This window comes from Delftia sp. DLF01, from assembly GCF_014852125.1.
GTDB classification, from domain to species: domain Bacteria; phylum Pseudomonadota; class Gammaproteobacteria; order Burkholderiales; family Burkholderiaceae_C; genus Comamonas; species Comamonas acidovorans.
Genome location: NZ_JACVAZ010000006.1, coordinates 14,852 through 34,260, shown reverse-complemented (window position 1 = coordinate 34,260; position 19,409 = coordinate 14,852). Strand labels below are relative to the sequence as shown.

At 67.9% G+C, this 19,409-nt stretch carries 20 protein-coding genes and 1 tRNA gene; 9 read left to right on the top strand and 12 right to left on the bottom strand.

The window, feature by feature from the left end; genetic code table 11:
* Position 1 precedes the first annotated feature (1 nt).
* Both IB269_RS25905 and IB269_RS25900 read left to right on the top strand, forming a co-directional pair.
* On the top strand, positions 2-760 hold the full coding sequence (locus IB269_RS25905) for a response regulator transcription factor (protein ID WP_013800197.1): 759 nt from the start codon (positions 2-4) through the stop codon (positions 758-760).
* An 8-nt stretch (positions 761-768) separates the two neighbouring features.
* Positions 769-1,995 carry an ATP-binding protein gene (locus tag IB269_RS25900; RefSeq protein WP_063327723.1) on the top strand — a complete coding sequence of 409 codons (1,227 nt, stop codon included), beginning with the start codon at positions 769-771 and terminating at the stop codon, positions 1,993-1,995.
* Positions 1,996-2,010: 15 nt separating this feature from the next.
* Here IB269_RS25900 and IB269_RS25895 read toward each other — a convergent pair whose 3' ends face one another.
* Both IB269_RS25895 and IB269_RS25890 read right to left on the bottom strand, forming a co-directional pair.
* Complete coding sequence (locus IB269_RS25895) at positions 2,011-2,448, bottom strand: hypothetical protein (protein ID WP_192368689.1); 438 nt, start codon at positions 2,446-2,448, stop codon at positions 2,011-2,013.
* A 338-nt stretch (positions 2,449-2,786) separates the two neighbouring features.
* The gene (locus tag IB269_RS25890) at positions 2,787-3,698 is read right to left on the bottom strand and encodes a LysR family transcriptional regulator (RefSeq protein WP_192368688.1); all 912 of its coding nucleotides are present in this window, start codon (positions 3,696-3,698) and stop codon (positions 2,787-2,789) included.
* 89 nt (positions 3,699-3,787) lie between these two features.
* Here IB269_RS25890 and IB269_RS25885 point away from each other — a divergent pair, with 89 nt between their 5' ends.
* Positions 3,788-5,176, top strand: coding sequence for an MFS transporter (locus IB269_RS25885; RefSeq protein WP_192368687.1), 1,389 nt, complete (start codon positions 3,788-3,790; stop codon positions 5,174-5,176).
* Positions 5,148-5,567 (top strand): DUF4440 domain-containing protein, encoded by a 420-nt coding sequence (locus tag IB269_RS25880; protein ID WP_192368686.1) that lies wholly within the window; start codon positions 5,148-5,150, stop codon positions 5,565-5,567. Before IB269_RS25885 ends, IB269_RS25880 begins: the two co-directional genes overlap by 29 nt.
* Positions 5,568-5,589: 22 nt before the next feature.
* On the opposite strand, the gene IB269_RS25875 is transcribed toward IB269_RS25880, so the two are convergent.
* The 4 genes from IB269_RS25875 to IB269_RS25860 are packed head-to-tail and all read right to left on the bottom strand — an operon-like array spanning position 5,590 to position 9,960.
* Positions 5,590-6,543 (bottom strand): glycosyltransferase family 32 protein, encoded by a 954-nt coding sequence (locus IB269_RS25875; RefSeq protein ID WP_192368685.1) that lies wholly within the window; start codon positions 6,541-6,543, stop codon positions 5,590-5,592.
* Positions 6,540-7,577: a glycosyltransferase family 2 protein gene (locus tag IB269_RS25870; RefSeq protein ID WP_192368684.1), complete on the bottom strand. Its 1,038-nt coding sequence runs from the start codon at positions 7,575-7,577 to the stop codon at positions 6,540-6,542. The genes IB269_RS25875 and IB269_RS25870 overlap by 4 nt, the downstream gene beginning before the upstream one ends.
* A complete protein-coding gene (locus IB269_RS25865; protein ID WP_192368683.1) occupies positions 7,574-8,695 on the bottom strand; it encodes a glycosyltransferase in 1,122 nt (373 codons plus the stop codon). Before IB269_RS25865 ends, IB269_RS25870 begins: the two co-directional genes overlap by 4 nt.
* Positions 8,692-9,960, bottom strand: coding sequence for an O-antigen ligase family protein (locus IB269_RS25860; RefSeq protein ID WP_192368682.1), 1,269 nt, complete (start codon positions 9,958-9,960; stop codon positions 8,692-8,694). Before IB269_RS25860 ends, IB269_RS25865 begins: the two co-directional genes overlap by 4 nt.
* A gap of 131 nt (positions 9,961-10,091) precedes the next feature.
* On the opposite strand from IB269_RS25860, the gene IB269_RS25855 reads away from it, so the two are divergent.
* Positions 10,092-10,958 carry a capsular polysaccharide synthesis protein gene (locus IB269_RS25855; RefSeq protein WP_192368681.1) on the top strand — a complete coding sequence of 289 codons (867 nt, stop codon included), beginning with the start codon at positions 10,092-10,094 and terminating at the stop codon, positions 10,956-10,958.
* A gap of 31 nt (positions 10,959-10,989) precedes the next feature.
* Here IB269_RS25855 and IB269_RS25850 read toward each other — a convergent pair whose 3' ends face one another.
* The 4 genes from IB269_RS25850 to radA form a co-directional block, all read right to left on the bottom strand.
* On the bottom strand, positions 10,990-11,199 hold the full coding sequence (locus IB269_RS25850) for a zinc-finger domain-containing protein (protein WP_012202256.1): 210 nt from the start codon (positions 11,197-11,199) through the stop codon (positions 10,990-10,992).
* A 35-nt stretch (positions 11,200-11,234) separates the two neighbouring features.
* The gene (locus tag IB269_RS25845; RefSeq protein WP_034397818.1) at positions 11,235-12,173 is read right to left on the bottom strand and encodes a branched-chain amino acid transaminase; all 939 of its coding nucleotides are present in this window, start codon (positions 12,171-12,173) and stop codon (positions 11,235-11,237) included.
* A 44-nt stretch (positions 12,174-12,217) separates the two neighbouring features.
* Positions 12,218-12,664: a glycerate kinase gene (locus IB269_RS25840; protein ID WP_192368680.1), complete on the bottom strand. Its 447-nt coding sequence runs from the start codon at positions 12,662-12,664 to the stop codon at positions 12,218-12,220.
* A gap of 79 nt (positions 12,665-12,743) precedes the next feature.
* On the bottom strand, positions 12,744-14,129 hold the full coding sequence (gene radA / locus IB269_RS25835) for a DNA repair protein RadA (protein WP_043821911.1): 1,386 nt from the start codon (positions 14,127-14,129) through the stop codon (positions 12,744-12,746).
* A gap of 143 nt (positions 14,130-14,272) precedes the next feature.
* Between radA and IB269_RS25830 the strand changes: the two genes are divergently transcribed.
* A tRNA-Met gene (locus IB269_RS25830) sits at positions 14,273-14,349 on the top strand.
* Positions 14,350-14,417: 68 nt separating this feature from the next.
* Here the strand turns inward: IB269_RS25830 and IB269_RS25825 are convergent.
* Positions 14,418-15,230 carry a siderophore-interacting protein gene (locus IB269_RS25825; protein WP_012202252.1) on the bottom strand — a complete coding sequence of 271 codons (813 nt, stop codon included), beginning with the start codon at positions 15,228-15,230 and terminating at the stop codon, positions 14,418-14,420.
* Positions 15,231-15,326: 96 nt separating this feature from the next.
* Between IB269_RS25825 and IB269_RS25820 the strand changes: the two genes are divergently transcribed.
* Positions 15,327-15,767, top strand: coding sequence for a MarR family winged helix-turn-helix transcriptional regulator (locus tag IB269_RS25820; RefSeq protein ID WP_012202251.1), 441 nt, complete (start codon positions 15,327-15,329; stop codon positions 15,765-15,767).
* Here IB269_RS25820 and alr read toward each other — a convergent pair whose 3' ends face one another.
* A complete protein-coding gene (gene alr / locus IB269_RS25815) occupies positions 15,768-16,871 on the bottom strand; it encodes an alanine racemase (RefSeq protein WP_180318562.1) in 1,104 nt (367 codons plus the stop codon). It lies immediately after the preceding gene.
* Positions 16,872-17,005: 134 nt separating this feature from the next.
* On the opposite strand from alr, the gene lplT reads away from it, so the two are divergent.
* Positions 17,006-18,307, top strand: a complete 1,302-nt coding sequence (lplT, locus tag IB269_RS25810) for a lysophospholipid transporter LplT (RefSeq protein ID WP_013800185.1) — start codon at positions 17,006-17,008, stop codon at positions 18,305-18,307.
* Positions 18,308-18,505: 198 nt separating this feature from the next.
* On the top strand, positions 18,506-19,405 hold the full coding sequence (locus IB269_RS25805) for a DMT family transporter (protein ID WP_034397804.1): 900 nt from the start codon (positions 18,506-18,508) through the stop codon (positions 19,403-19,405).
* The last annotated feature ends 4 nt before the right edge of the window (positions 19,406-19,409 follow it).

The window sequence follows — 19,409 nt, the reverse complement described above, 5'->3', positions numbered from 1 at the left end:
CATGAATACACTGCCCTCCATGAGTACGCACCATCTTCTGATGATCGAAGACGACACCCGCCTCGCGCAGATGGTGGGTGACTACCTGGGCAACAACGGCCTGCAGGTCACCCACATGGGCGATGCCCGCAGCGGCCTGGAGCAGCTGCAGCCCGCCGACGGCGTGCCAGGCGCCGACCTGCCCGACCTCGTCATCCTCGACCTCATGCTGCCCGACATGGACGGCCTGGAGGTCTGCCGGCGCATCCGCGCCCTGCCCGGCCCCGCAGCCCAGGTGCCGGTGCTGATGCTCACGGCCAAGGGAGATCCCATGGACCGCATCATCGGCCTGGAGATCGGCGCCGACGACTACCTGCCCAAGCCCTTCGAGCCGCGCGAGCTGCTGGCGCGCATCCGCGCCATCCTGCGCCGGCGCGGCGGCGGCGAGGGCACGGCCGCCGGCCAGCCGACCACGGCACTGCGCTTCGGCAGCCTGGAGATCGACCGCGACGCGCGCAGCGTCACCGTGGCGGGCCAGCCCTGCGAGCTGACCTCCTACCAGTTCGACCTGCTGGTCACGCTGGCCGAGCGCGCGGGCCGCGTGCTCACGCGCGACCAGATCATGGAAGCCGTGCGAGGCCGCGAGCTGGAGGCCTTCGACCGCTCCATCGACGTGCACATGGGCCGCATCCGCGCCGCCATCGAGGCCGACCCCAAGGCGCCCAAGCGCATCCTGACGGTGCGCGGCGTGGGCTACGTCTTCGCCAAACAACAAGACTAGCCAAGCGAATGAAGCTGCTGTCCCTCTTCTCCCAGCGCCTGTACCTGCGCATCTGGCTGGCCGTGGTGGGCGGCGTGGCCGTGCTCACGCTGACGGTGGCATGGGCCTGGCAGATCGCGGCCGAGCAGAACGCGCAGAACGTGCAAAGCGCCAGCTCGCCGCCCTCGCGCGACGTGGCCATGCGCGACGGCCAGGGCAACGTGATCGCCCAGGGCCGTGCGCGGCGCCTGCCCGGCCCGCCCGAGGAGGGCCTGCGCTTCGAGATCGAAGGCACGGACGGCCAGACCTACATGCTGCACATGGCGCCGCGCCCGCCGCGCGGCGACCGCCCGCCGCACGACGGCGCAGCCGCCTTCTGGCTGCGCCCGCCCTTCGGCTTCCTTTGGCTGCTGGGACTGGTGGGCGTGGCCGTGGCCGTGGGCGTGTTCCCCATCATCCGCCGCCTGCTCAAGCGGCTGGAGAACTTGCAGCGCGGCGTCAAGCGCTTTGGCGAGGGCGACCTGTCGGTGCGCGTGCCCGAGCACGGCAGCGACGAGGTGGCCGACCTGGCCCACCAGTTCAACGCCGCCGCCGCGCGCATCGAGACCCTGGTGACCTCGCACAAATCGCTGCTGGCCAATGCCTCGCACGAGCTGCGCTCGCCGCTGACGCGCATCCGCATGGGCCTGGAATTCATGGGCGACGACCCGGCCAGCGCCCGCGCGCGCGCCGAGATCCAGCGCAACATCAGCGAGCTAGACCAACTGGTGGACGAGATCCTGCTGGCCAGCCGGCTGGAGACCTATGAGGGCGACGTGGGCACGATCGAGCCCGTGGACCTGATCGGCCTGGCCGCCGAGGAATGCGCACGCGTGGATGCCGACCTGGACCTGCAGTCCACCGACGCGCTGGAAGTGCCCGGCATCTCCAAGCTGCTGCGCCGCGCCGTGCGCAACCTGCTGGAGAACGCGCGCCGCTACAGCCAGGGCGCCATCACGCTGGAGCTGGCGCGCCAGGACGCCATGGCCGAGATCCGCATCTGCGACCATGGTCCCGGCGTGGCCCCGGCCCACCGCGAGCGCATCTTCGAGAAGTTCTTTCGCCTGCCCGGCGCCAGCGAGCGCTCGGGCGGCGTGGGCCTGGGCCTGGCCCTGGTGCGCTCCATCGCCCAGCGCCACGGCGGCAGCGTGCACTGCGAAGGCCGCGCCGACGGCCAGCCGGGCGCCTGCTTCGTGCTGCGGCTCCCGCTGGCCTGAGCTGCCGTCTGCGGCTCAGCCGTGCCGGTGCTGCCACTCCACACGTTCCACCAGGTCCCTGAGCAGGTCGAAATGCCAGCGGGTGCGCTTGAGCAGGCGGCCGTAGCGCGAGTGGGGGAAGCGGTAGGCGCCATCGGCCAGTTCGATGGCGCAGGACGCCAGGTGCCACTGCTGCTCGAACGCCTGGTGGCTGTCCGGCGGGTCGGCGCGCATGCGGCGTATGTGCGCCAGCGCCAGCTCCACCGCGCATTCCACGTCGAACTGGCGGGCCTTGCGGTCGGGCTTTTTGCCACAGACCTCGGCCAGGGTGACCAGCCGCCCCTCGATGACGACCAGACAGACATGCATGGCCTGCCACGCGCTGGGCCAGTCGGAAGGCCTTGCGGCTTGCGACCGCTTGGGCAACGGCTGCGCCTGCACTGCCGCACCGGCAGTGTTTTTGGGGGATGTCATGGGGTCAGCCCTCCTGTCGGAAAAGGCCGGACAAGGTGAATACGTTCATGGCTGCAGCTCCTGGTTGAGACTGAAGAACCACGCGCTGCGTTTCTACGCACAACGGGTGGAGTGTGGCGGTTAGAAACATGGAACCAGCCATGCGGACATCCTTACGGGTAGCCCCCACCACACCCCATAACTTGCGGACGTGCGCAAGCGCACATCCTGAAATTGGGTATGACAAAGCCCCGCTTTACGGTGGGGGCTGCACGCTGGTTCAAAGGTGTTTCTACGCACCGGGCCTTTCGGCTTGCGGCCAGTTTAACGGGGCCGGGGCGGGCCGGCCAGCCGCACCCTCAATCCCGGCCCAGGTGCTCGCACAGGAAGTCGATGAACACGCGGGTCTTGCGCGGCAGGTGGCTGCTGTCGGGAAAGACCACGCTGATGGGCTGGGGCGGCAGCGCGTGGTCCGGCAGCACGCGCTGCAGCACGCCGCCGGCCAGGTCGTACTCCACAAACCACGCAGGCAGCACGGCCACGCCCAGCGAGGACCGGGCCAGGGCGCGGATGGCGGTGGAGGAGTTGGATTGGTGGGCCGCCCGGCCCACCACGTCCACGCCCTGGCCGCCGGCAGTGCGCAGCGTCCAGGCCGTGGGGTGGGCGAGGTTGCTGTTGGCAATCCAGGGCAGGTCTGCCAGGTCTTCGGGCCGGCGCACGGGATGGCTGCGCAGGAAGGCGGCCGAGGCCACCAGCACGATGTCGTAGCCGGCCAGCCTGCGGCTTTTGAAGCTGGAGTCCGCCAGGTGGCCCAGGCGCACGACCAGGTCCAGCTTTTCGGCCACCAGGTCGCTCAGTGAAGAGTTGACGTCATAAGCCACCGAGATGCCCGGGTAGCGCTCCAGGAAGGCCGGGATCAGCGGAAGAATGTACTTCTCCCCGTATTCGCTGGTGGTGCTGATGCGCAGCCGGCCCGCGATGCGGTTGCCGCTGTGCATGGCGTTGTCGAAGGCGCTGCCCACGTCGCGGACGATGCCCTTGAACTCGTCGTAGAACTCCCGCCCGGTTTCCGTCAGGGCGATGCTGCGGGTGTTGCGCACCAGCAGGGCCACCGACAGCGCCTCTTCCAGCGCCTTGACGTGCAGGCTGGCCATGGCCTTGCTGATGCCCAGGAAGTCCGCCGCCCTGGTGTAGGAGCCGAAATCCACCACGGCCAGAAACGTCTGCGCGCGGTGCAGCAGCGTGTGCATGGCCGTGCTTGTGGGGGTCATTGTTCAATCCAGTCAAACAAAGAGTCCAGCATAGCCCCATCGACGTGGCCGCCCGCGCTCTTTAGTCTTGCCCCTCCTGAAAGCGCAAGATGACATACCGATACCGCCTGGCCACCGTTTTCCTGATGGGTTTTTTCGTCGACTGCATCAACATCTTCATGCCCGCCGTCGCGCTGCCCACGATTGCGGCCGAGTTCCATGTGGGCATCTCGGCCGGAGCCTGGGTGGCCAATGCCTACATGCTGGGATTGACGCTGGCCATTCCCCTCGCCCCCTGGCTGGCCGACCGCTGGGGTGCGCGCGGGCTGATGGCGGGCTCCATGCTGGCCTTCGCCCTGGCCGCCTGGGCCTGCGGCGAGGCGGGCAGCTTCGGCCAGCTGGTGGGCTGGCGCTTCATCCAGGGCATGGCGGGCGGCCTGGTGATTCCCGTGGGCCAGGCCCTGGCCTTCAACCGGTTCCAGGGACCGGAGCGCGCGCGTGTCTCCACGCTGGTCATGGCCGTGGCGCTGATTGCACCGGCCCTCTCGCCCTGGCTGGGAGGGCTGATCGTGGACCACGGCTCCTGGCGCTGGGTGTTCCATTCCAATATTGCGCTGGCCCTGGCCGCAGCAGGCCTGGCCTGGCTGTGGGTGCGCGATGCACCGGCCACTGCCCGGCAGCGGCCGGACCTCAAAGGCCTGGTGCTGGTCAGCGCCGCGCTGGCCGCTTGGCTGCTGGGCATGTCGCTCTATGGCGCAGGCCAAGGTTCGGGCCAGGGCCTGGCGCTGGCCTGGCTGGGCATGGCGGCGGGCCTGGCCTTCACGGTGCTGTATGCCATCCATGCCCGCAAGACGGCCCACCCCATTGTGGAACTGCAACTGCTCAAAAGCCCGCGCCTGCGCATGTCGGTGGCCGTCTACCACGCCATTCCCGGCGTGTTCACGGGCGTGAACCTGCTCAACACCTTCTACCTGCAGGACATGCTGCATCTGAGCGCGCAGGCCACAGGCCGATTCATGATGGTCTACGCCGGCGGCGCCCTGGTGTCCATGCTGGTGGGCGGCCGGCTGTACAACCGCGCGGGCGCACGGCCCCTGTTCATCGCCAGCATGGTGCTGCACAGCCTGGGCATTGCGGCGCTGGCCGCCGTGGCGGCCCCTGCCGACGCCTGGCTGCTGGCGGCCGCCTACGGGCTGATGGGCCTGGGCGGCGGCCTGGGAGCCAATACCGCGCAGACGACGGCGCTGCTGGACTTCGAGGGCCGGCAGACGCAGCAGGCCAGCGTGATCTGGAACCTCAACCGGCAGATGGCCTTCAGCGTGGGCGCCGCTTTTTTCCTGATGGTTTTCAACATGCTCGCCACCCGCCTGGACGCAGGCCGGGCCTATCACATGACGTTTCTGATCGCATCGCTGGCAGGGCTTGTACCCCTGCTGCAACTGCGATCGCTTCACACCCCCAAGGACCACCATGCAAGACAACAAGCCCATCGACCGTGACATTGACATCGGCATCGCCGAACGCAGCATCCACCGGGTGCACGAGCTGATCCACACCGTCTTCACCCAACCAGCGGGCGCACAGGCCGCGCTGCAGGCGCTGATGCCGCAGTTCAGCCCGGAGTTCAGCATGGTGACCACCGCAGGCAGACTCGTCGGCCTGGACGATGTGGAACAGATGTTCCGGCGCGCGGCCGGCCAGCGGCCAGGGCTGGAGATATGCGTCTGCGACATGCAGCCCGTATGGCGGGACGCGGCCGGCCTGGCCATGCGCTACTTGGAAACCCATCGCCTGGACGGCGTGGAGACCTCGCGCCGATCAGTCGTGATCCTCAAACGTGCGGGCCAAGGGGTGCTGTGGCATTACCTGCATGAGACGGCCCTGGGCTGATGGCCCAGACCGCGCTCGCCGCTCAGCCCCGCAGGTAGCGGTCGGCGATGCTGCCGGGCACGTAGAGGCCGCGCTCCAGGTAGAAGTCCAGCTTCTTGCGGTCGGGGGCGCGCAGCTTGATCAGCGGCACGGGCGCCTGTTCGGTGCGCGAGAACATCAGGCGGATCTTGAGCGGGGTGCGGCCCCAGTTACCCTGCACGTGCAGGAAGAAGGGGCCGTCCTCGGCCTTGGCCAGCCGCAGGCGGTAGTTGCCGCCGGCGCGCAGCACGCGCTGCATGGCCAGGTGCATGCTCAGGTAGGCGGGCATGTCGATGCCCTGGCGCAGTTGCTCGTATTCGCCGGCCTGCTGGAGCTGGGCGATATAGGCCTCGCCCGTCTGCGGCAGGACCTGTTCCACGTATTCCTTGTGCAGAGCAGCGATGAAGGCGCTGCCCGGAGGCGCGGCCATGAGCCAGTTCTCGACCACGGGCACCTGCGGGTCGCGGGTGTAACGCTCCAGGTAGTAGGCGACCAGGTCGGCGCCGCTGCGCTGCTGCTGCTCCAGCAGCCAGTCCAGCGGCTCGGTGAGGATGGTGCTGGCGTCCAGCCAGATGCCGCCATGGCGGTGCAGCAATTCCAGCCGCAGCCAGTCCGAGCGCTTGGCCACGGGCAGCTGCTGCAGGTTGCCGGGCAGTTGCGGCACGTATTGCGGCAGTTGCGCGTCGTTGAGGATGCGCAGGCTGTAGCCAGGGTTCAGGCGGGCCCAATTGTCAAAGCAGCGCTGTATGAGCAGCGGCACCGAGTCGCCATTCCAGTAGGCCCAGATGATGCGGGGTATGGGCGTGGAGACGGGCACGGGCGCCGCAGGCCCGATGTCATGGCTGCGGAAGTCGGGCGCGGGGCCCTGCTCCAGGCGGCGTGGGAAGGCGGCGTAGAAGCGGCGCATGCCGGCCGCCAGCCACAGCTCGCCCCGGGTTTTCAGTTTCAGGCCGCTCATGCGTGGGCTCCCGGTGTTCCCAGTTGCTGCGCGCGGCGCTCCCAGCTGCGCAGCTTCCATGCGCGCAGCCACCAGCCGCGCCGCAGATAGGCCTGGCGCAGGGCCGGCAGGGACAGCGGGGAGATGCGGCCGAAGTCCGCCAGGAACTGCTGCGCCAGCGCCTGCCGCTGCGCGGGCGGCATGTCCCGCTGCCGGTCAAGAAATCGCAGGGCGCCGATGAGGTTGCGCGCGGCCTGGTGCGCCCAGGCGAACTGCAGGCGCCCGTCGTTGCGCAGCGCATCGTCCTGCAGGGCTTGCACGGCCTGCGCCAGGGGCCACAGGGCGGCGGACTGGTCTGCCGCCTTGGCAGGCGTCATGGACGCGAGGATGGAGTTGGCACGCTGCCGGTAGGCCACCCAGGGCTGGGGGCAGTAGTAGAAGCTGCTGCAGCGCAGCGCCATCTGCGGCATGGTCATCATGTCTTCGAAGTAGCGGCCTGCAGGAAAGCGCAGGCCGGCATCCCACAGGCTGCGGCGCGAGATCTTGGACCAGGCATGCAGCTGCCCCGTGCGCAGCAGGCCGGCCAGCAGGGCGCCCCGGTCCTGCGAGCGCTGCAGCGTGGGGCCCTGGAAGCTGTGCCGGTGCGCCTCGCCGCGCAGGCGGTGCTTGAGGCGCGGGGCCTCGCGCCAGACGGAGAAGTCGCAGAGCACGGCATCGGGCACATGTTGTTTCACGATGGCCGACAGCCCGGCAATCGCGCCGGGCAGCAGCTTGTCGTCGGAGTCCAGGAACCACAGGTAGTCGCCCGTGGCCGCATCGATCATGGTGTTGCGCGCCGCGCTCAGGCCGGCGTTGCGCTCGTGCTGCATGAGCTGCAGGCGGCCGGGCCAGCGCTGGTCCAGTTGCTGCATCAGGGCCCAGGAGCCATCGGTGGAGCAGTCGTCGAGCACCAGCACCTGAACGCCGGCATCGGCCTGGTCCATGACGGACTGCAGGCATTCCTCCAGGTAGGGCAGCACGTTGTAGACGGGCACCAGGATGCTGAGCCAGGTCACGGACGCTCCCCCTGCAGCAGGCGGGCGAACAGGTCTTCGTACTGGCCGGTCATGCGCTGCAGGCTGTAGTGCGACAGGGCTTCCTGCCGCGCGGTGGCGGCCATGCGCACGGCGGCCTCGTCATCCTGCAGCGCCTGCTGCAGGGCGTCGGCCAGCGATTCAGGGGCGGCGTGCGCGGCCAGCAGGCCGTTGTCGCCGGGCCGCACCACTTCCTGCACGCCCACCACGCGGCTGCTCACCACCACGCAGCCCGCCGCCATGCCTTCCAGAAGGGACAGGGGCATGCCCTCGTAGTGCGTGGACAGCACGCAGACGCGGTGCGCACGCAGCAGGCCGGGCACGTCGTTGCACATGCCGATGAATTGCACCTGGTCCTGCAGGCCCAGTTCGGCGCTGAGCCGCTGCGCCGCCTGCTGGGCGCGCGCCTTGCCGCCGCCGGCCAGGGTCAGCGTGGGCTTGAGGCCGCGCTGTCGCAGCACGGCCAATGCGCGCAGCAAGGTGGCATGGTCCTTTTGCCGCGCAAAGCGCGCGGCCATCACGATGTCCGGGCGGCGCTGCAGCAAGGGGGGCGGCTCCTGCAGATAGGGCTCGGGCCGGATGCCGTTGCTGATGGCCAAGAGCTTGGCGGCAGGAAAGCCGCGGTCCTGCAGGCTCTGGCGCACGCCTTCGGAGCAGCCGACGATGGCGGCCGTGCGCTCGGTCAGCCACAGGGCCTGCGCCAGCCGCCAGCGCGTGTAGCGCTCGCGCGAGTTGTGTTCCACATGCACCAGGCAGGGCACGCCGGCCCACAGCGCGGCAAAGCGGCCCCAGAGGTGGTCGCTGAACCCATGGGCGACCACGATGTCCGGCCGAAAGTCCAGGCAGATGCGGCGCAGCTGCCAGACGGTGGCGGCATGGGACCAGCCGGCCACCACGTCGACATCGATGCCGCCGTCGCGCAGCTTCTGCACGCGTTCATCGGAGGTATTGCGCTTGCGCCGCAGCACCAGCCTGGCGTCGAAGCGGCCCGACGCGCGGTGCGCCGACACCAGATCCACCGCCACCTGGGTGGCACCCGAGAAGCCGCCCGTCACGAAGTGCAGCACCCGGGGCCGGGCCGTGGTGGCGCGCTCCGTCACCGCACGGCTCCGCTGGCCCTTTCCAGGCCATGCAGCGATGACCACAGGGCCACCACGAGGAAGACGAAGAAGACGATGCCGCTGTTGTGCACGAAAAATTGCTGTGACATGCCGAAGGCCAGGTACATGGCTGGCATCAGGCTGCCCAGGATACGCAGCAGCAGGGCCTCGCGCCAGGGGGTGCTGTCCGCAGGCCACAGCGCCATGCGCCGCCGCGAGGGCCAGAACAGCCACAGCAGCGAGATGAACAGCGCTGCCTGCAGCAGCACGCCCGGCACGCCGAGCTTGACCCAGATGTCCAGGAAGTCGTTGTGGATGAAGTTGTATTCGCGGATGGACTGGCCATAGCTGCCGGCGTCCACGCGCCGGTGCATCTCGTCCACATAGCCCTGCATGCCCCAGCCCAGCAGAGGCTTCTCGCCGATCATCTGCACGGCCAGCCGGTACTGCTCCAGCCGGGTGCCCAGCGAGGTGTTGGAGTTGCCGGCATGAAGGTAGGTGCTCACATCCAGGTAGACCTCATCCACGCGCTCGCTGACGCGCGGGATGAAGGCCATCACGGTGGCCAGCGCCACCACAATTGCAGCGCAGCCCAGCAACAGGCGCCCGAAGTACTGCGGGCGGTACATGCGCACCAGCACCATCAGCATGAGGAACATCGGCAGCAGCGCCAGCCAGCCCCCCCGCGAGCCCGACAGCAGCGAAGCCAGCGCCCCCAGCGCGGCAGCCGCCAGCACCAGCAGGCGCCAAAGCAGGGAGCGCTGGTGCCAGAAGGACACGGCATAGATGCAGGAGAAGCAGCCCAGCAGCAAGGCCATGTTGCCCCACTGGATGGCATTGGTATAGCCCGTGGCCCGTTCCATGCCCAGCACGCAGACCTGCCACAGGGCCATGAAGCCCGCGCCTGCGCTGCCCAGCGGAATGCCCCACAGGAAGATCCGCGCCGTGGGCGGATAGCACATGGCGAACAGCAGGCTGACCGCGCCCAGGATGAATTTCACGGGCCGGTCGAACTGCCCGGTGCCCCCGTCCAGCACGGACAGGAAGTACCACATCACCGCCATGCCCAGGAACAGCGCGACCAGCAGCCAGGTGCCGTTGGACTGCCGGTATCTGACCCAGCGAGGCAGAAAACACAGGGCGCCCAGGACCATGAGGCCGGCGCCATAGGAATAGCCCGAGCGCAGCCACAAGGCCAGCCCGGGCACCAAAATAGCGGCCAGGGTCGTGAGGAGCCCTGGCAGCTTCGACTTGTCAAATCTCATCAAGACCGCAACTTTCTGCCCCAAAATGCGGGCATTCCGCTTTCCATCCGCTCATGAAAAAAATTCCTGCGGTCTTATTCAGGCTGCTCCATCGCTGGGCGGCGCCTTCCAAAATCGGCGCAGATTACACCATGCCTGCGCCCTTGCAGCTGCCCCCATCGCCCCCGGCAGCCGATGGTCTTGCAGCGGAAATCCCGAAAACGATCTGGACGTACTGGAACCAGTCCGGCCTGGATCCCTTCGTCCAGCAGTGCGTGGACAGCTGGCGGCGGCAGTGCCCGGATCACCAGGTCATCGTCGTGACGCCAGAGAACCTGGGCCAGTACGTCGCCTGCGGCGGCCTTCCTGCGGCGTTTGCCGAACTCCATCCCACCAAGCAATCGGACTGGCTTCGCCTGTACCTGGTGGCACACCACGGCGGCTACTGGTTCGACGCCACCACGCTGCTGACCGCGCCGCTGGACTGGATGAGCGCCTGCCCCGGCGCAGGCGCTGCCGAGCTGGCAGGCTTCTACCTTGAGGGCTTCACCAGGGACAGGCGCTACCCCGTGATCGAAAGCTGGTCATTCTGCGCTCCGGCCGGCTCGCGCTTTGTATCGGAATGGCAAAAGGAGTTTCACCAGGCGCTGATCGTGGACGGCCCCGAGGCCTATCTGCAGCGCCTGCAGTCGCGGCCCGACGCCGCCGAGGTGCTGCAGGGCATTCCCGATCCAAATTACCTTCTGATCCATGTCGCGGCCCAGCAGGTGATGCGGCGCCTGCCCGATGCCCGGCTCACGCTGTTCAAGGCCGAGGACACGGCCTTCTTCTATCACTCTGCCCTGCGCTGGAAGTGGTACCTGCTCTACCCCCAGCTGTGCCTGGCGAAGGCGCCGCAGGTGGCGGCGCCCATCGTCAAGCTGCGCGGCGGGGAGCGGCGCCATTTCACGGACATGCTGGCTTTGCACGGAGGTGCTGCGCCCGGCAGCATCTGGAGCCGCGCGCTGTCGGCGCGCTGAGACACACAAAGCGGGCCGAGGCCCGCTTTGTTCAATGCCCGCCTGCGAAGACTTCGCCGGCTTTCAGGCGGTACAGCGTGCCGCAGTAGGGGCACTTGGCTTCGCCGGTGTGGGCCACGTCCAGGTAGACCTTGGGATGGCTGTTCCACAGCTTCATGTCGGCCTTGGGGCTGGGGCAGAACACGCCGCCCTGGGCGTTGAGGTCCTTGGCCGCCAGTTCGACGGTGGCATTCGTTGTCATGCTTGCTTATCTCTTTCGTGGGTCTCTAGGGATGTTCAGACCCGAGTCAGCCAATGGGCGTACTTGGGGTTGCGGCCGTTGACGATGTCAAAGAAGGCCTGCTGGATCTTTTCGGTGAGGGGGCCGCGGCTGCCCGCGCCGATCTCGATGCGGTCCACCTCGCGGATGGGCGTGACTTCGGCGGCCGTGCCGGTGAAGAAGACTTCATCGGCGATGTACAGCTCGTCGCGCGTGATGCGCTTTTGCACCACTTCCAGGCCCAGGTCCTTGCAGATGTGCATCACGGTATTGCGCGTGATGCCGTTGAGCGCGCCGGCCGACAGGTCGGGCGTGTAGACCACGCCATCCTTGATGACGAAGATGTTCTCGCCCGAGCCTTCGGAGACGAAGCCCGAGGCGTCCAGCAGGATGGCCTCGTCGTAGCCGTCGTCCAGCGCCTCGGTGTTGGCCAGGATGGAGTTGGTGTAGTTGCTCACCGCCTTGGCCTGGCTCATGGTGATGTTCACATGGTGGCGCGTGAAGCTGGAGATCTTCACGCGGATGCCGCGCTGCATGCCTTCCTCGCCCAGGTAGGCGCCCCAGGCCCAGGCCGCGACCATCAGGTGGATGGTGTTGCCCTTGGGGGAGACGCCCAGCTTGCGGTCGCCGATCCAGGTCAGCGGGCGCAGGTAGCAAGATTCCAGCTGGTTGGCGCGCACGACCTCGACCTGGGCCTGGTTCACCGCTTCCTGGGTGAACGGGATCTGCATGCGCAGGATCTTGGCGCTGTTGAACAGGCGCTTGGTGTGGTCTTCCAGGCGGAAGATGGCCGTGCCCTGCTCGGACTTGTAGGCCCGCACGCCCTCGAATGCGCCGCAGCCGTAGTGCAGCGTGTGGGTCAGCACATGGATCTTGGCATCGCGCCAGTCCACCAGCTGGCCATCCATCCAGATCTTGCCGTCACGGTCGGCCATCGAGGGAACAACGGGGCTCATAGGAACATCCTTGGGGGTATTGAACAGAACACCAACCCGGTATTTTAGGGCGCGGGGGCTGCCTCGGGGGCCGCCACCGTCTCGGGTTGCGGTTCGGGTTCGGGCGTGGGGCGCACCAGGGTCCACTTCATGAGACGGCCACTCTTGAACTCGCAGGTCACATGCGACTGCGTGCCGTCGGTCCAGCGGTAGATCTCGGGCTGCTGGCCCTCCTCGGACAGGCGCTCGCCCAGGGAGCGCGTCATGGCCACCACGTGCATCAGCGAGACCTTGGGCTTGAGCTTGACGTTGAGCATGACGGCGCTGCCCACATAGCCCATGGGCCGGTCCGAGGCCTTCCTCATGATGGACATCAGCCGCGTGAAATGCAGCAACAGCCACATCATGATGCCGCCGCCCACGGCGACCACACCCATCCAGCCATAGGACTGGTGCGCAGCCACCAGCAGTACGAGCAGGCCCAGAGGAATCAGGATATTGCGCAAATTCATGGCGCCGATTGTCTTATGGAGGCGCCGCAGGGCCGCTGCGGACAGTGCGTATGCCCCCGCAATGCGCTCGGCAAGAGCGTCAGCCCATCCCTCGGACGATATTCATGGCCTCGTCCACGCGTTCGACGGCATGAACGGTCAGGCCGGGGATGGCCTTCTTGGGCGCATTGGCCTTGGGTACCACGGCCATGGTGAAGCCCAGCTTGGCCGCTTCCTTCAGGCGCTCCTGGCCGCGCGGCGCGGGGCGCACTTCGCCGGCCAGGCCCACTTCGCCAAAGGCGAGGAATCCCTTGGGCAGGGCGCGGCCACGCAGGCTGGAGGTGATGGACAGCATGACGGCCAGGTCGGCCGCAGGCTCGCTGATGCGCACGCCGCCCACGGCGTTGACGAACACATCCTGGTCCGCGCAGGCCACGCCCGCGTGGCGGCTGAGCACGGCCAGCAGCATGGCCAGCCGGTCGCGGTCCAGGCCCACGGACAGGCGACGGGGTGCGGGGCCGCCCTGGTCGACCAGGGCCTGTATCTCCACCAGCATGGGGCGCGTGCCCTCCAGCGTGACCAGCACGCAGGAGCCGGGCACGGGCTCGCTGTGCTGGGACAGGAAGATGGCGCTGGGGTTGGTCACGCCCTTGAGGCCCTTCTCCGTCATGGCGAAGACGCCGATCTCGTTGACGGCGCCAAAGCGGTTCTTGATGGCGCGCACCAGGCGGAAGTTGCTGTGCGTGTCGCCCTCGAAGTAGAGCACCGTGTCCACCATGTGCTCCAGCACGCGCGGGCCGGCCAGTGCGCCTTCCTTGGTCACGTGGCCGACCAGGATCACGGTGATGCCCGTGGTCTTGGCCGCGCGCGTGAGGTGGGCCGCGCATTCGCGCACCTGGGCCACCGAGCCCGGCGCCGAGGACAGCTGGTCCGAGTACACGGTCTGTATGGAGTCGATGACGACCACGGCCGGCTGGGTGGCCTCCATGGTGGCGAGGATCTTCTCAAGCTGGATCTCGGCCAGCACGTTGACCTGGCTGGCCTCCAGCCCCAGGCGGCGCGAGCGCAGCGCGACCTGGGCACCGCTTTCCTCGCCCGTGACATACAGCGTGGGCAGGCCGACGCGGTGCAGCGCGTCCATGGCCTGCAGCAGCAGGGTGGACTTGCCGATGCCGGGATCGCCACCAATCAGCACCACGCCGCCTTCGACAATGCCGCCGCCCAGCACACGGTCCAGTTCCTCGATGCCGCTGGGCGTGCGCGCCACGTCCTGTGCCTCGATGGCCGACAGCGGCATCACGGCCTGGACATTAGCCAGGCCCGCATAGCCCTGGGGCTGGCTGAGCCGGTTCTTGCCCGCGCTCGCAGGCTCGGCAACGGCCTCGATCAGCGAGTTCCAGGCCCCGCAGGCCGGGCACTTGCCCAGCCAGCGCGGGCTGGTGCCTCCGCAGGCATTGCAGATGAACGTGGTTTTGTCTTTGGCCATGGGGTGAGCACTATACCGAGGGGTGGCCGCCGCCCTGGCACGCATGTTTCGCGCCTATCGCAGTTGCGTGACGGAAAGATATCGGTTATAGTTCACTTCTTCGCTGCAGAAAATGCAGTGAAAACGAAATTACTGCGGATTACCGCGCGATGGAGCAGTCTGGTAGCTCGTTGGGCTCATAACCCAAAGGTCGGAGGTTCAAATCCTTCTCGCGCAACCACCACGAAAAAAAGCCCACTTCGGTGGGCTTTTTTTCGTCTGTGCTATCCGTTCTTTTCTCCAGGCAGGTCAGCTGGGATCGTTCAGGTCTTCATGGTGGTCGGCCGTGCCCTGCTTCCAGTAAGAGGCCACGCGCATGCGCTTGGGCGATGCGCCCTTGGCCAGCAGAAGGCGACGCAACTCGGCCATGGCACTGTGCTCGCCCGCCGCCCAGATATAGCCGTCGTCCTGGGGCAGCTCCAGCGCCTGCACGGCATCGGCCAGCGATTCGACCCAGTCGCAGTCCAGCCGGGCCGTGCTGCTCCACTGGCGGCGGTCGGCCGGGTTGCGCAGCTGCACGCGCACCACGGCGCGGCTGCCGGCGGGCAGCTCGGCCAGGCGCCGCTCGATGGCGGGCATGGCGGTCTCGTCGCCGAACAGCCAATGCCATGGCAGGTTGGCCGAGATCACCAAGCTGCCGCGCGGACCGGCCAGGCCCACCCACTGGCCCAGCGGTGCGGTCAGCGCCCATTCGGTGGCGGGGCCGGCATCGTGCAGCGCGAAATCCATGATGAGGTTCTGGCGCGCGGCGTCGTAGCGCAGCGGCGTGTAGTCGCGCAAGGTGGGGCGCTCGTCCTCCACGAAGGTCGGACGGCCATCGAGCAGCACGGGAAGCGCGGGCAGTTCGCGCCCGGCCTGCGGCAGGATGAGCTTGACGTGGTCGTCAAAGCCGGCGCTCACGAAGTCCTCCAGATCGGGGCCGCCCAGGGTCAGGCGGACAAAGCCGGGGCTGGGCTGCTCGCGCGAGAGCAATTGCACATGGCGGGCGCGGAAGGAATGGCGGACACGCTGGACGACGGGGGCCGGTGTCACGGCAGAGGTGGCTGGATTGGGCAAGTTCATTGGCGAAACGGCCTGCGACGGCCTAGAATGTTGATTTAGTCCACCAATTCTCTGTCATCCGTTGACTTTGTCAACGTATTTCCACAAGACCCTGCCATGAATGCCTCCCTGCCCGCCGATATCTTCGAGGCCATGCACGAGCTGCTGCACCTGTTCCGCTCGCGCATGCGCGAGGACATGGAGTCCATGGAGCCCGGGCTGACGCCCAACGAGGTGCGCGTGCTGATGTACGTGGGCCGGCACCCGGGCCGCACGCAAAGGGATCTGGTCGACCACAGCCACATGGACAAGGCCCAGCTCGCGCGCATGCTGGCGCAGCTGCAGGAGCAGGGATGGCTGGACCGCGAACCGGACGCCCGCGACCGCCGCGTGCGCTGCCTGAGCCTCAGCCCCCAGGGACAGGCCCTGTTCGACCGGCTGCGCCAGTCGCGCCAGGCGCTGGCGGCCCGGCTGCTCAAGGATTGGGAGCCCGCCGCGCAACAGCAGTTGATGGCGCTGCTGGAGCGGGCCAGGGACAGCGTGGAAGCCGCGCCCTGATCAATCGATGGTCTTGTTCACGCGCGGCGCGACGGCGCACATGAGTTCATAGCCCAGCGTGCCTGCGGCCTCGGCCACCTCGTCGATGGGCAGCACGGCGCCGTTGCTGGCGCGGCCCCACAGCGTGACCTCGCTGCCCATGCCGGCATCGGGCACGGGCGTCAGGTCCACGGCCAGCATGTCCATGCTCACGCGGCCCAGGGTGCGGGTGCGCACGCCGTTCACCAGCACGGGCGTGCCCGTGCCGCAGTGGCGTGGATAGCCGTCGGCATAGCCGCAGGCCACGGTGCCCAGGCGCAGGGGGCCGTCGGCCGTGAAGCGCGAACCATAGCCCACGCTCTGCCCCTCGGTCAGTTGCTGCACGCCGATGATGCGCGAGCTCAGCGTCTGCGTGGGCTGCAGGCCCCAGTGGGCCGCCGTGTGCTGCGGATAGTCGGGGGCGCTGCCGTAGAGCACGATGCCCGGCCGCACCCAGTCGCAGCGCACCAGCGCGTCGTCGCCCTGGCGCAGCGTGGCTGCGCTGTTGCCCACGCTGCGCTCGCCGGGCAGGTCGCGCGTGGCGTCATGAAAGCGCTGCAGCTGTGCCGAGATTCCGGGCTGTCCGGCCCCTGCGTCGGCATCGCTGAAATGGGTCATGAACGAGATTTCCTCCACCTGGGGCAAGGCGTTCAGCCGGGCCCAGGCCGCGCGGTATCGCTCGGGCGTGAAGCCCAGGCGGTTCATGCCGGAGTTCATCTTGAGGAAGACGCGGTGGCCGTTCTGCGTCTTGTGCGCGGCCAGCCAGTCGATCTGGGCGTCGCAGTGCACGGCATGCCAGATGGACAGGCGCGAGCACAGCTCCAGGTCGCGCGGCTCGAAGACCCCTTCCAGCAGCAGGATGGGGCCGCGCCAGCCCAGCTGGCGCACGCGTTCGGCCTCGGCCAGGTCCAGCATGGCGAAGCCGTCGGCGCCGCGCAGGGCCTCGAACACGTTCTCGATACCGTGGCCATAGGCGTTGGCTTTGACCACGGCCCACAATTTGGCATCGGGGACCGCCTGCCGCACCCGCTCCAGGTTGTGGCGAAGCGCGGCGGAATGGATGGTGGCAAGAATGGGACGCGGCATGGTTTTCACTCAGTCAGAAGCTTGGGATTCTGGCACTGCCAGCCAAAGGCCGCGTGATATAACCGCCAGTCACTTGCCACGGGGTCCTTATTTAACCGGTCAGCAGCCCTGCAGCTGACCCCATCTGCCTATCCATGAAGCGCGGTTTCTACACCATCATGTCAGCGCAGTTCTTCAGCTCGCTGGCAGACAACGCCCTGTTCGTGACCGCCGTGGAACTGCTGCGCACCAATGGCGCCCCCGAGTGGCAGCGCGCCGCCCTGGTGCCCATGTTCGCGCTGTTCTACGTGATCCTGGCCCCCTTCGTCGGCGCCTTTGCCGACGCCCTGCCCAAGGGGCGGGTGATGTTCATCAGCAATGCGATCAAGATCGTGGGCTGCCTGATGATGCTGTTCGGCAACCACCCGCTGCTGGCCTACGCCGTGGTGGGCCTGGGCGCAGCGGCCTACTCGCCGGCCAAGTACGGCATCCTCACCGAATTGCTGCCCGCCTCCCAGCTGGTCAAGGCCAATGGCTGGATCGAGGGGCTGACCATCACCTCCATCATCCTGGGCGTGCTCGTGGGCGGGCAGTTGCTGAGCCCGGGCATCTCGGCCCATCTGCTGGACTTTGACCTGCCGCTGCTGGACACGGGCGTGGACACGGCCGCCGAAGCGGCGATTGCCGTGCTGGTCGGCGTCTATGCGCTGGCCGCCTGGTTCAACCTGCGCATTCCGCTGACCGACACCATCCTGCGCCCGCTGCGCCAGGACCCCAGCAAGAGCCTTCTGGCCAACACCCTGGCCCTGCTGCCCGACTTCTGGACCTGCAGCCAGCGGCTGTGGGGGGACAAGCTGGGCCAGATCTCGCTGTCCACGACCACGCTGTTCTGGGGCGTGTCGGGCAACCTGCGCTACATCGTGCTGGCCTGGGGCGCGGCGGCCCTGGGCTACGGCACCTCCCAGGCATCGGCCCTGGTGGGCGTGGTGGCCATCGGCACGGCCGCAGGCGCCATCCTCGCGTCCATGCGCATGCGGCTGGACAACGCCACGCGCGTGATTCCGCTGGGCATCACCATGGGCCTGCTGGTGATCGCCATGATCTTCATCAAGAGCGTGTGGGTGGCCATTCCCTTCCTGATCCTGCTGGGCGGCCTGGGCGGCTTCCTGGTCGTGCCCATGAATGCGCTGCTGCAGCACCGCGGCCACAACCTCATGGGCGCGGGCCGCTCGATTGCCGTGCAGAACTTCAACGAGCAGGCCTGCATCCTGGCGCTGGGCGCCTTCTATGCGCTGTCCACCAAGTTCGGACTGTCGGCTTTCGGCGCCATCACGGTGTTCGGCCTGGTGGTGGCCGGCATCATGTGGCTGATCGGCCGCTGGCACGTCAGCAACGTGCGCAACCATCCCGAGGAAGTCGAGCGCCTGCTGGTGATTGCCCGCAAGGATTGTCATTGAGACTACCCCCTGAGGCGCTTCGCGCCTTCCCCCAGGGGGGACGACACCCTCGCGGCGGGGCGGCCCTGGCTCGGTGTCTCTCGCTTTGGGCCTCGCCAGTTCCATAGGGCGTTATCGATTGATAGGCCTGGTCTAAATGGTCTTCTCGTATTGTGTTCGGTGCGGGCTTTGCCTGACCGGGCACTTTTTCGTGGTTTTATGCATAGCCCGCTGCCCGTTCTCGCCCTGCTGTTCAACACCCTGGTCTGGGGTCTGGCCTGGTGGCCGTTTCGCGCCATGCACGAGGCCGGCCTGCATCCGCTGTGGGCCACGGCGCTGATGTATGCCCTGGTGCTGGCGGGGCTGGTGGCGCTGCGCCCGGCCAGCCTGCGCCAGGCGCTGCAGTACCCGGCGCTGATCCTGCTGGGCGCCTGCGCGGGCAGCAACAACATCGCCTTCAACTGGGCCGTGACCATTGGCGATGTGGTGCGCGTGGTGCTGCTGTTCTATCTGATGCCGGCATGGTCCGTGCTGCTGGCCTGGAAGATCCTGGGCGAGCGGCCCACGCCGGCCGCGCTGACGCGGCTGCTGCTGGCCTTTGGCGGGGTGGCGCTGGTGCTGGTGCCCGAGGGCACATTCAGCGGCGGCTCGCCCGGGCTGCTGCGCGGTCTGTCGCTGGCCGACGGCCTGGCACTGTTCGGCGGCTTCACCTTTGCGCTGACCAATGTGCTGCTGCGCCGCCTGCAGGCCGTGCCGGCGCAGGCGCGCATGCTGGCCATGTTCAGCGGCTGCATGGCCATGGGGCTGGCCAGCGCCTTCGCGGGCAGCAGCGTGGGGCTGGTGCCGCCCATGCCTGCGCCGCAGGCCGGCTGGATGCTGATTGCCGCCGGCCTGGCCGTGCTGCTGATGCTGGGCAACTGGGCGCTGCAGTTCGGCGCCGCACGCCTGCCGGCCGGCGTGACCGCCGTGGTCATGCTGGCCGAGGTGGTTTTCGCCAGCGTCTCCTCGGTGTTGATTGCAGGCGAGGTGCTGACGCCGCGCACGCTGCTGGGCGGCGCCTGCATCATCGCGGCCGCGCTGCTGTCTGCACTGGCGCATGCACGGCGGCGTGGGGCTTGACGCC

Bases quoted from the DNA above. Each gene is read 5' to 3' on its own strand.
- IB269_RS25905 (WP_013800197.1), top strand. From the start codon at position 2: ATGAATACACTGCCCTCCATGAGTACGCACCATCTTCTGATGATCGAA.
- IB269_RS25900 (WP_063327723.1), top strand. From the start codon at position 769: ATGAAGCTGCTGTCCCTCTTCTCCCAGCGCCTGTACCTGCGCATCTGG.
- IB269_RS25895 (WP_192368689.1), bottom strand. From the start codon at position 2,448: ATGACATCCCCCAAAAACACTGCCGGTGCGGCAGTGCAGGCGCAGCCG.
- IB269_RS25890 (WP_192368688.1), bottom strand. From the start codon at position 3,698: ATGACCCCCACAAGCACGGCCATGCACACGCTGCTGCACCGCGCGCAG.
- IB269_RS25885 (WP_192368687.1), top strand. From the start codon at position 3,788: ATGACATACCGATACCGCCTGGCCACCGTTTTCCTGATGGGTTTTTTC.
- IB269_RS25880 (WP_192368686.1), top strand. From the start codon at position 5,148: ATGCAAGACAACAAGCCCATCGACCGTGACATTGACATCGGCATCGCC.
- IB269_RS25875 (WP_192368685.1), bottom strand. From the start codon at position 6,543: ATGAGCGGCCTGAAACTGAAAACCCGGGGCGAGCTGTGGCTGGCGGCC.
- IB269_RS25860 (WP_192368682.1), bottom strand. From the start codon at position 9,960: ATGAGATTTGACAAGTCGAAGCTGCCAGGGCTCCTCACGACCCTGGCC.
- IB269_RS25855 (WP_192368681.1), top strand. From the start codon at position 10,092: ATGCCTGCGCCCTTGCAGCTGCCCCCATCGCCCCCGGCAGCCGATGGT.
- IB269_RS25850 (WP_012202256.1), bottom strand. From the start codon at position 11,199: ATGACAACGAATGCCACCGTCGAACTGGCGGCCAAGGACCTCAACGCC.
- IB269_RS25845 (WP_034397818.1), bottom strand. From the start codon at position 12,173: ATGAGCCCCGTTGTTCCCTCGATGGCCGACCGTGACGGCAAGATCTGG.
- IB269_RS25840 (WP_192368680.1), bottom strand. From the start codon at position 12,664: ATGAATTTGCGCAATATCCTGATTCCTCTGGGCCTGCTCGTACTGCTG.
- radA (WP_043821911.1), bottom strand. From the start codon at position 14,129: ATGGCCAAAGACAAAACCACGTTCATCTGCAATGCCTGCGGAGGCACC.
- IB269_RS25825 (WP_012202252.1), bottom strand. From the start codon at position 15,230: ATGAACTTGCCCAATCCAGCCACCTCTGCCGTGACACCGGCCCCCGTC.
- IB269_RS25820 (WP_012202251.1), top strand. From the start codon at position 15,327: ATGAATGCCTCCCTGCCCGCCGATATCTTCGAGGCCATGCACGAGCTG.
- alr (WP_180318562.1), bottom strand. From the start codon at position 16,871: ATGCCGCGTCCCATTCTTGCCACCATCCATTCCGCCGCGCTTCGCCAC.
- lplT (WP_013800185.1), top strand. From the start codon at position 17,006: ATGAAGCGCGGTTTCTACACCATCATGTCAGCGCAGTTCTTCAGCTCG.
- IB269_RS25805 (WP_034397804.1), top strand. From the start codon at position 18,506: ATGCATAGCCCGCTGCCCGTTCTCGCCCTGCTGTTCAACACCCTGGTC.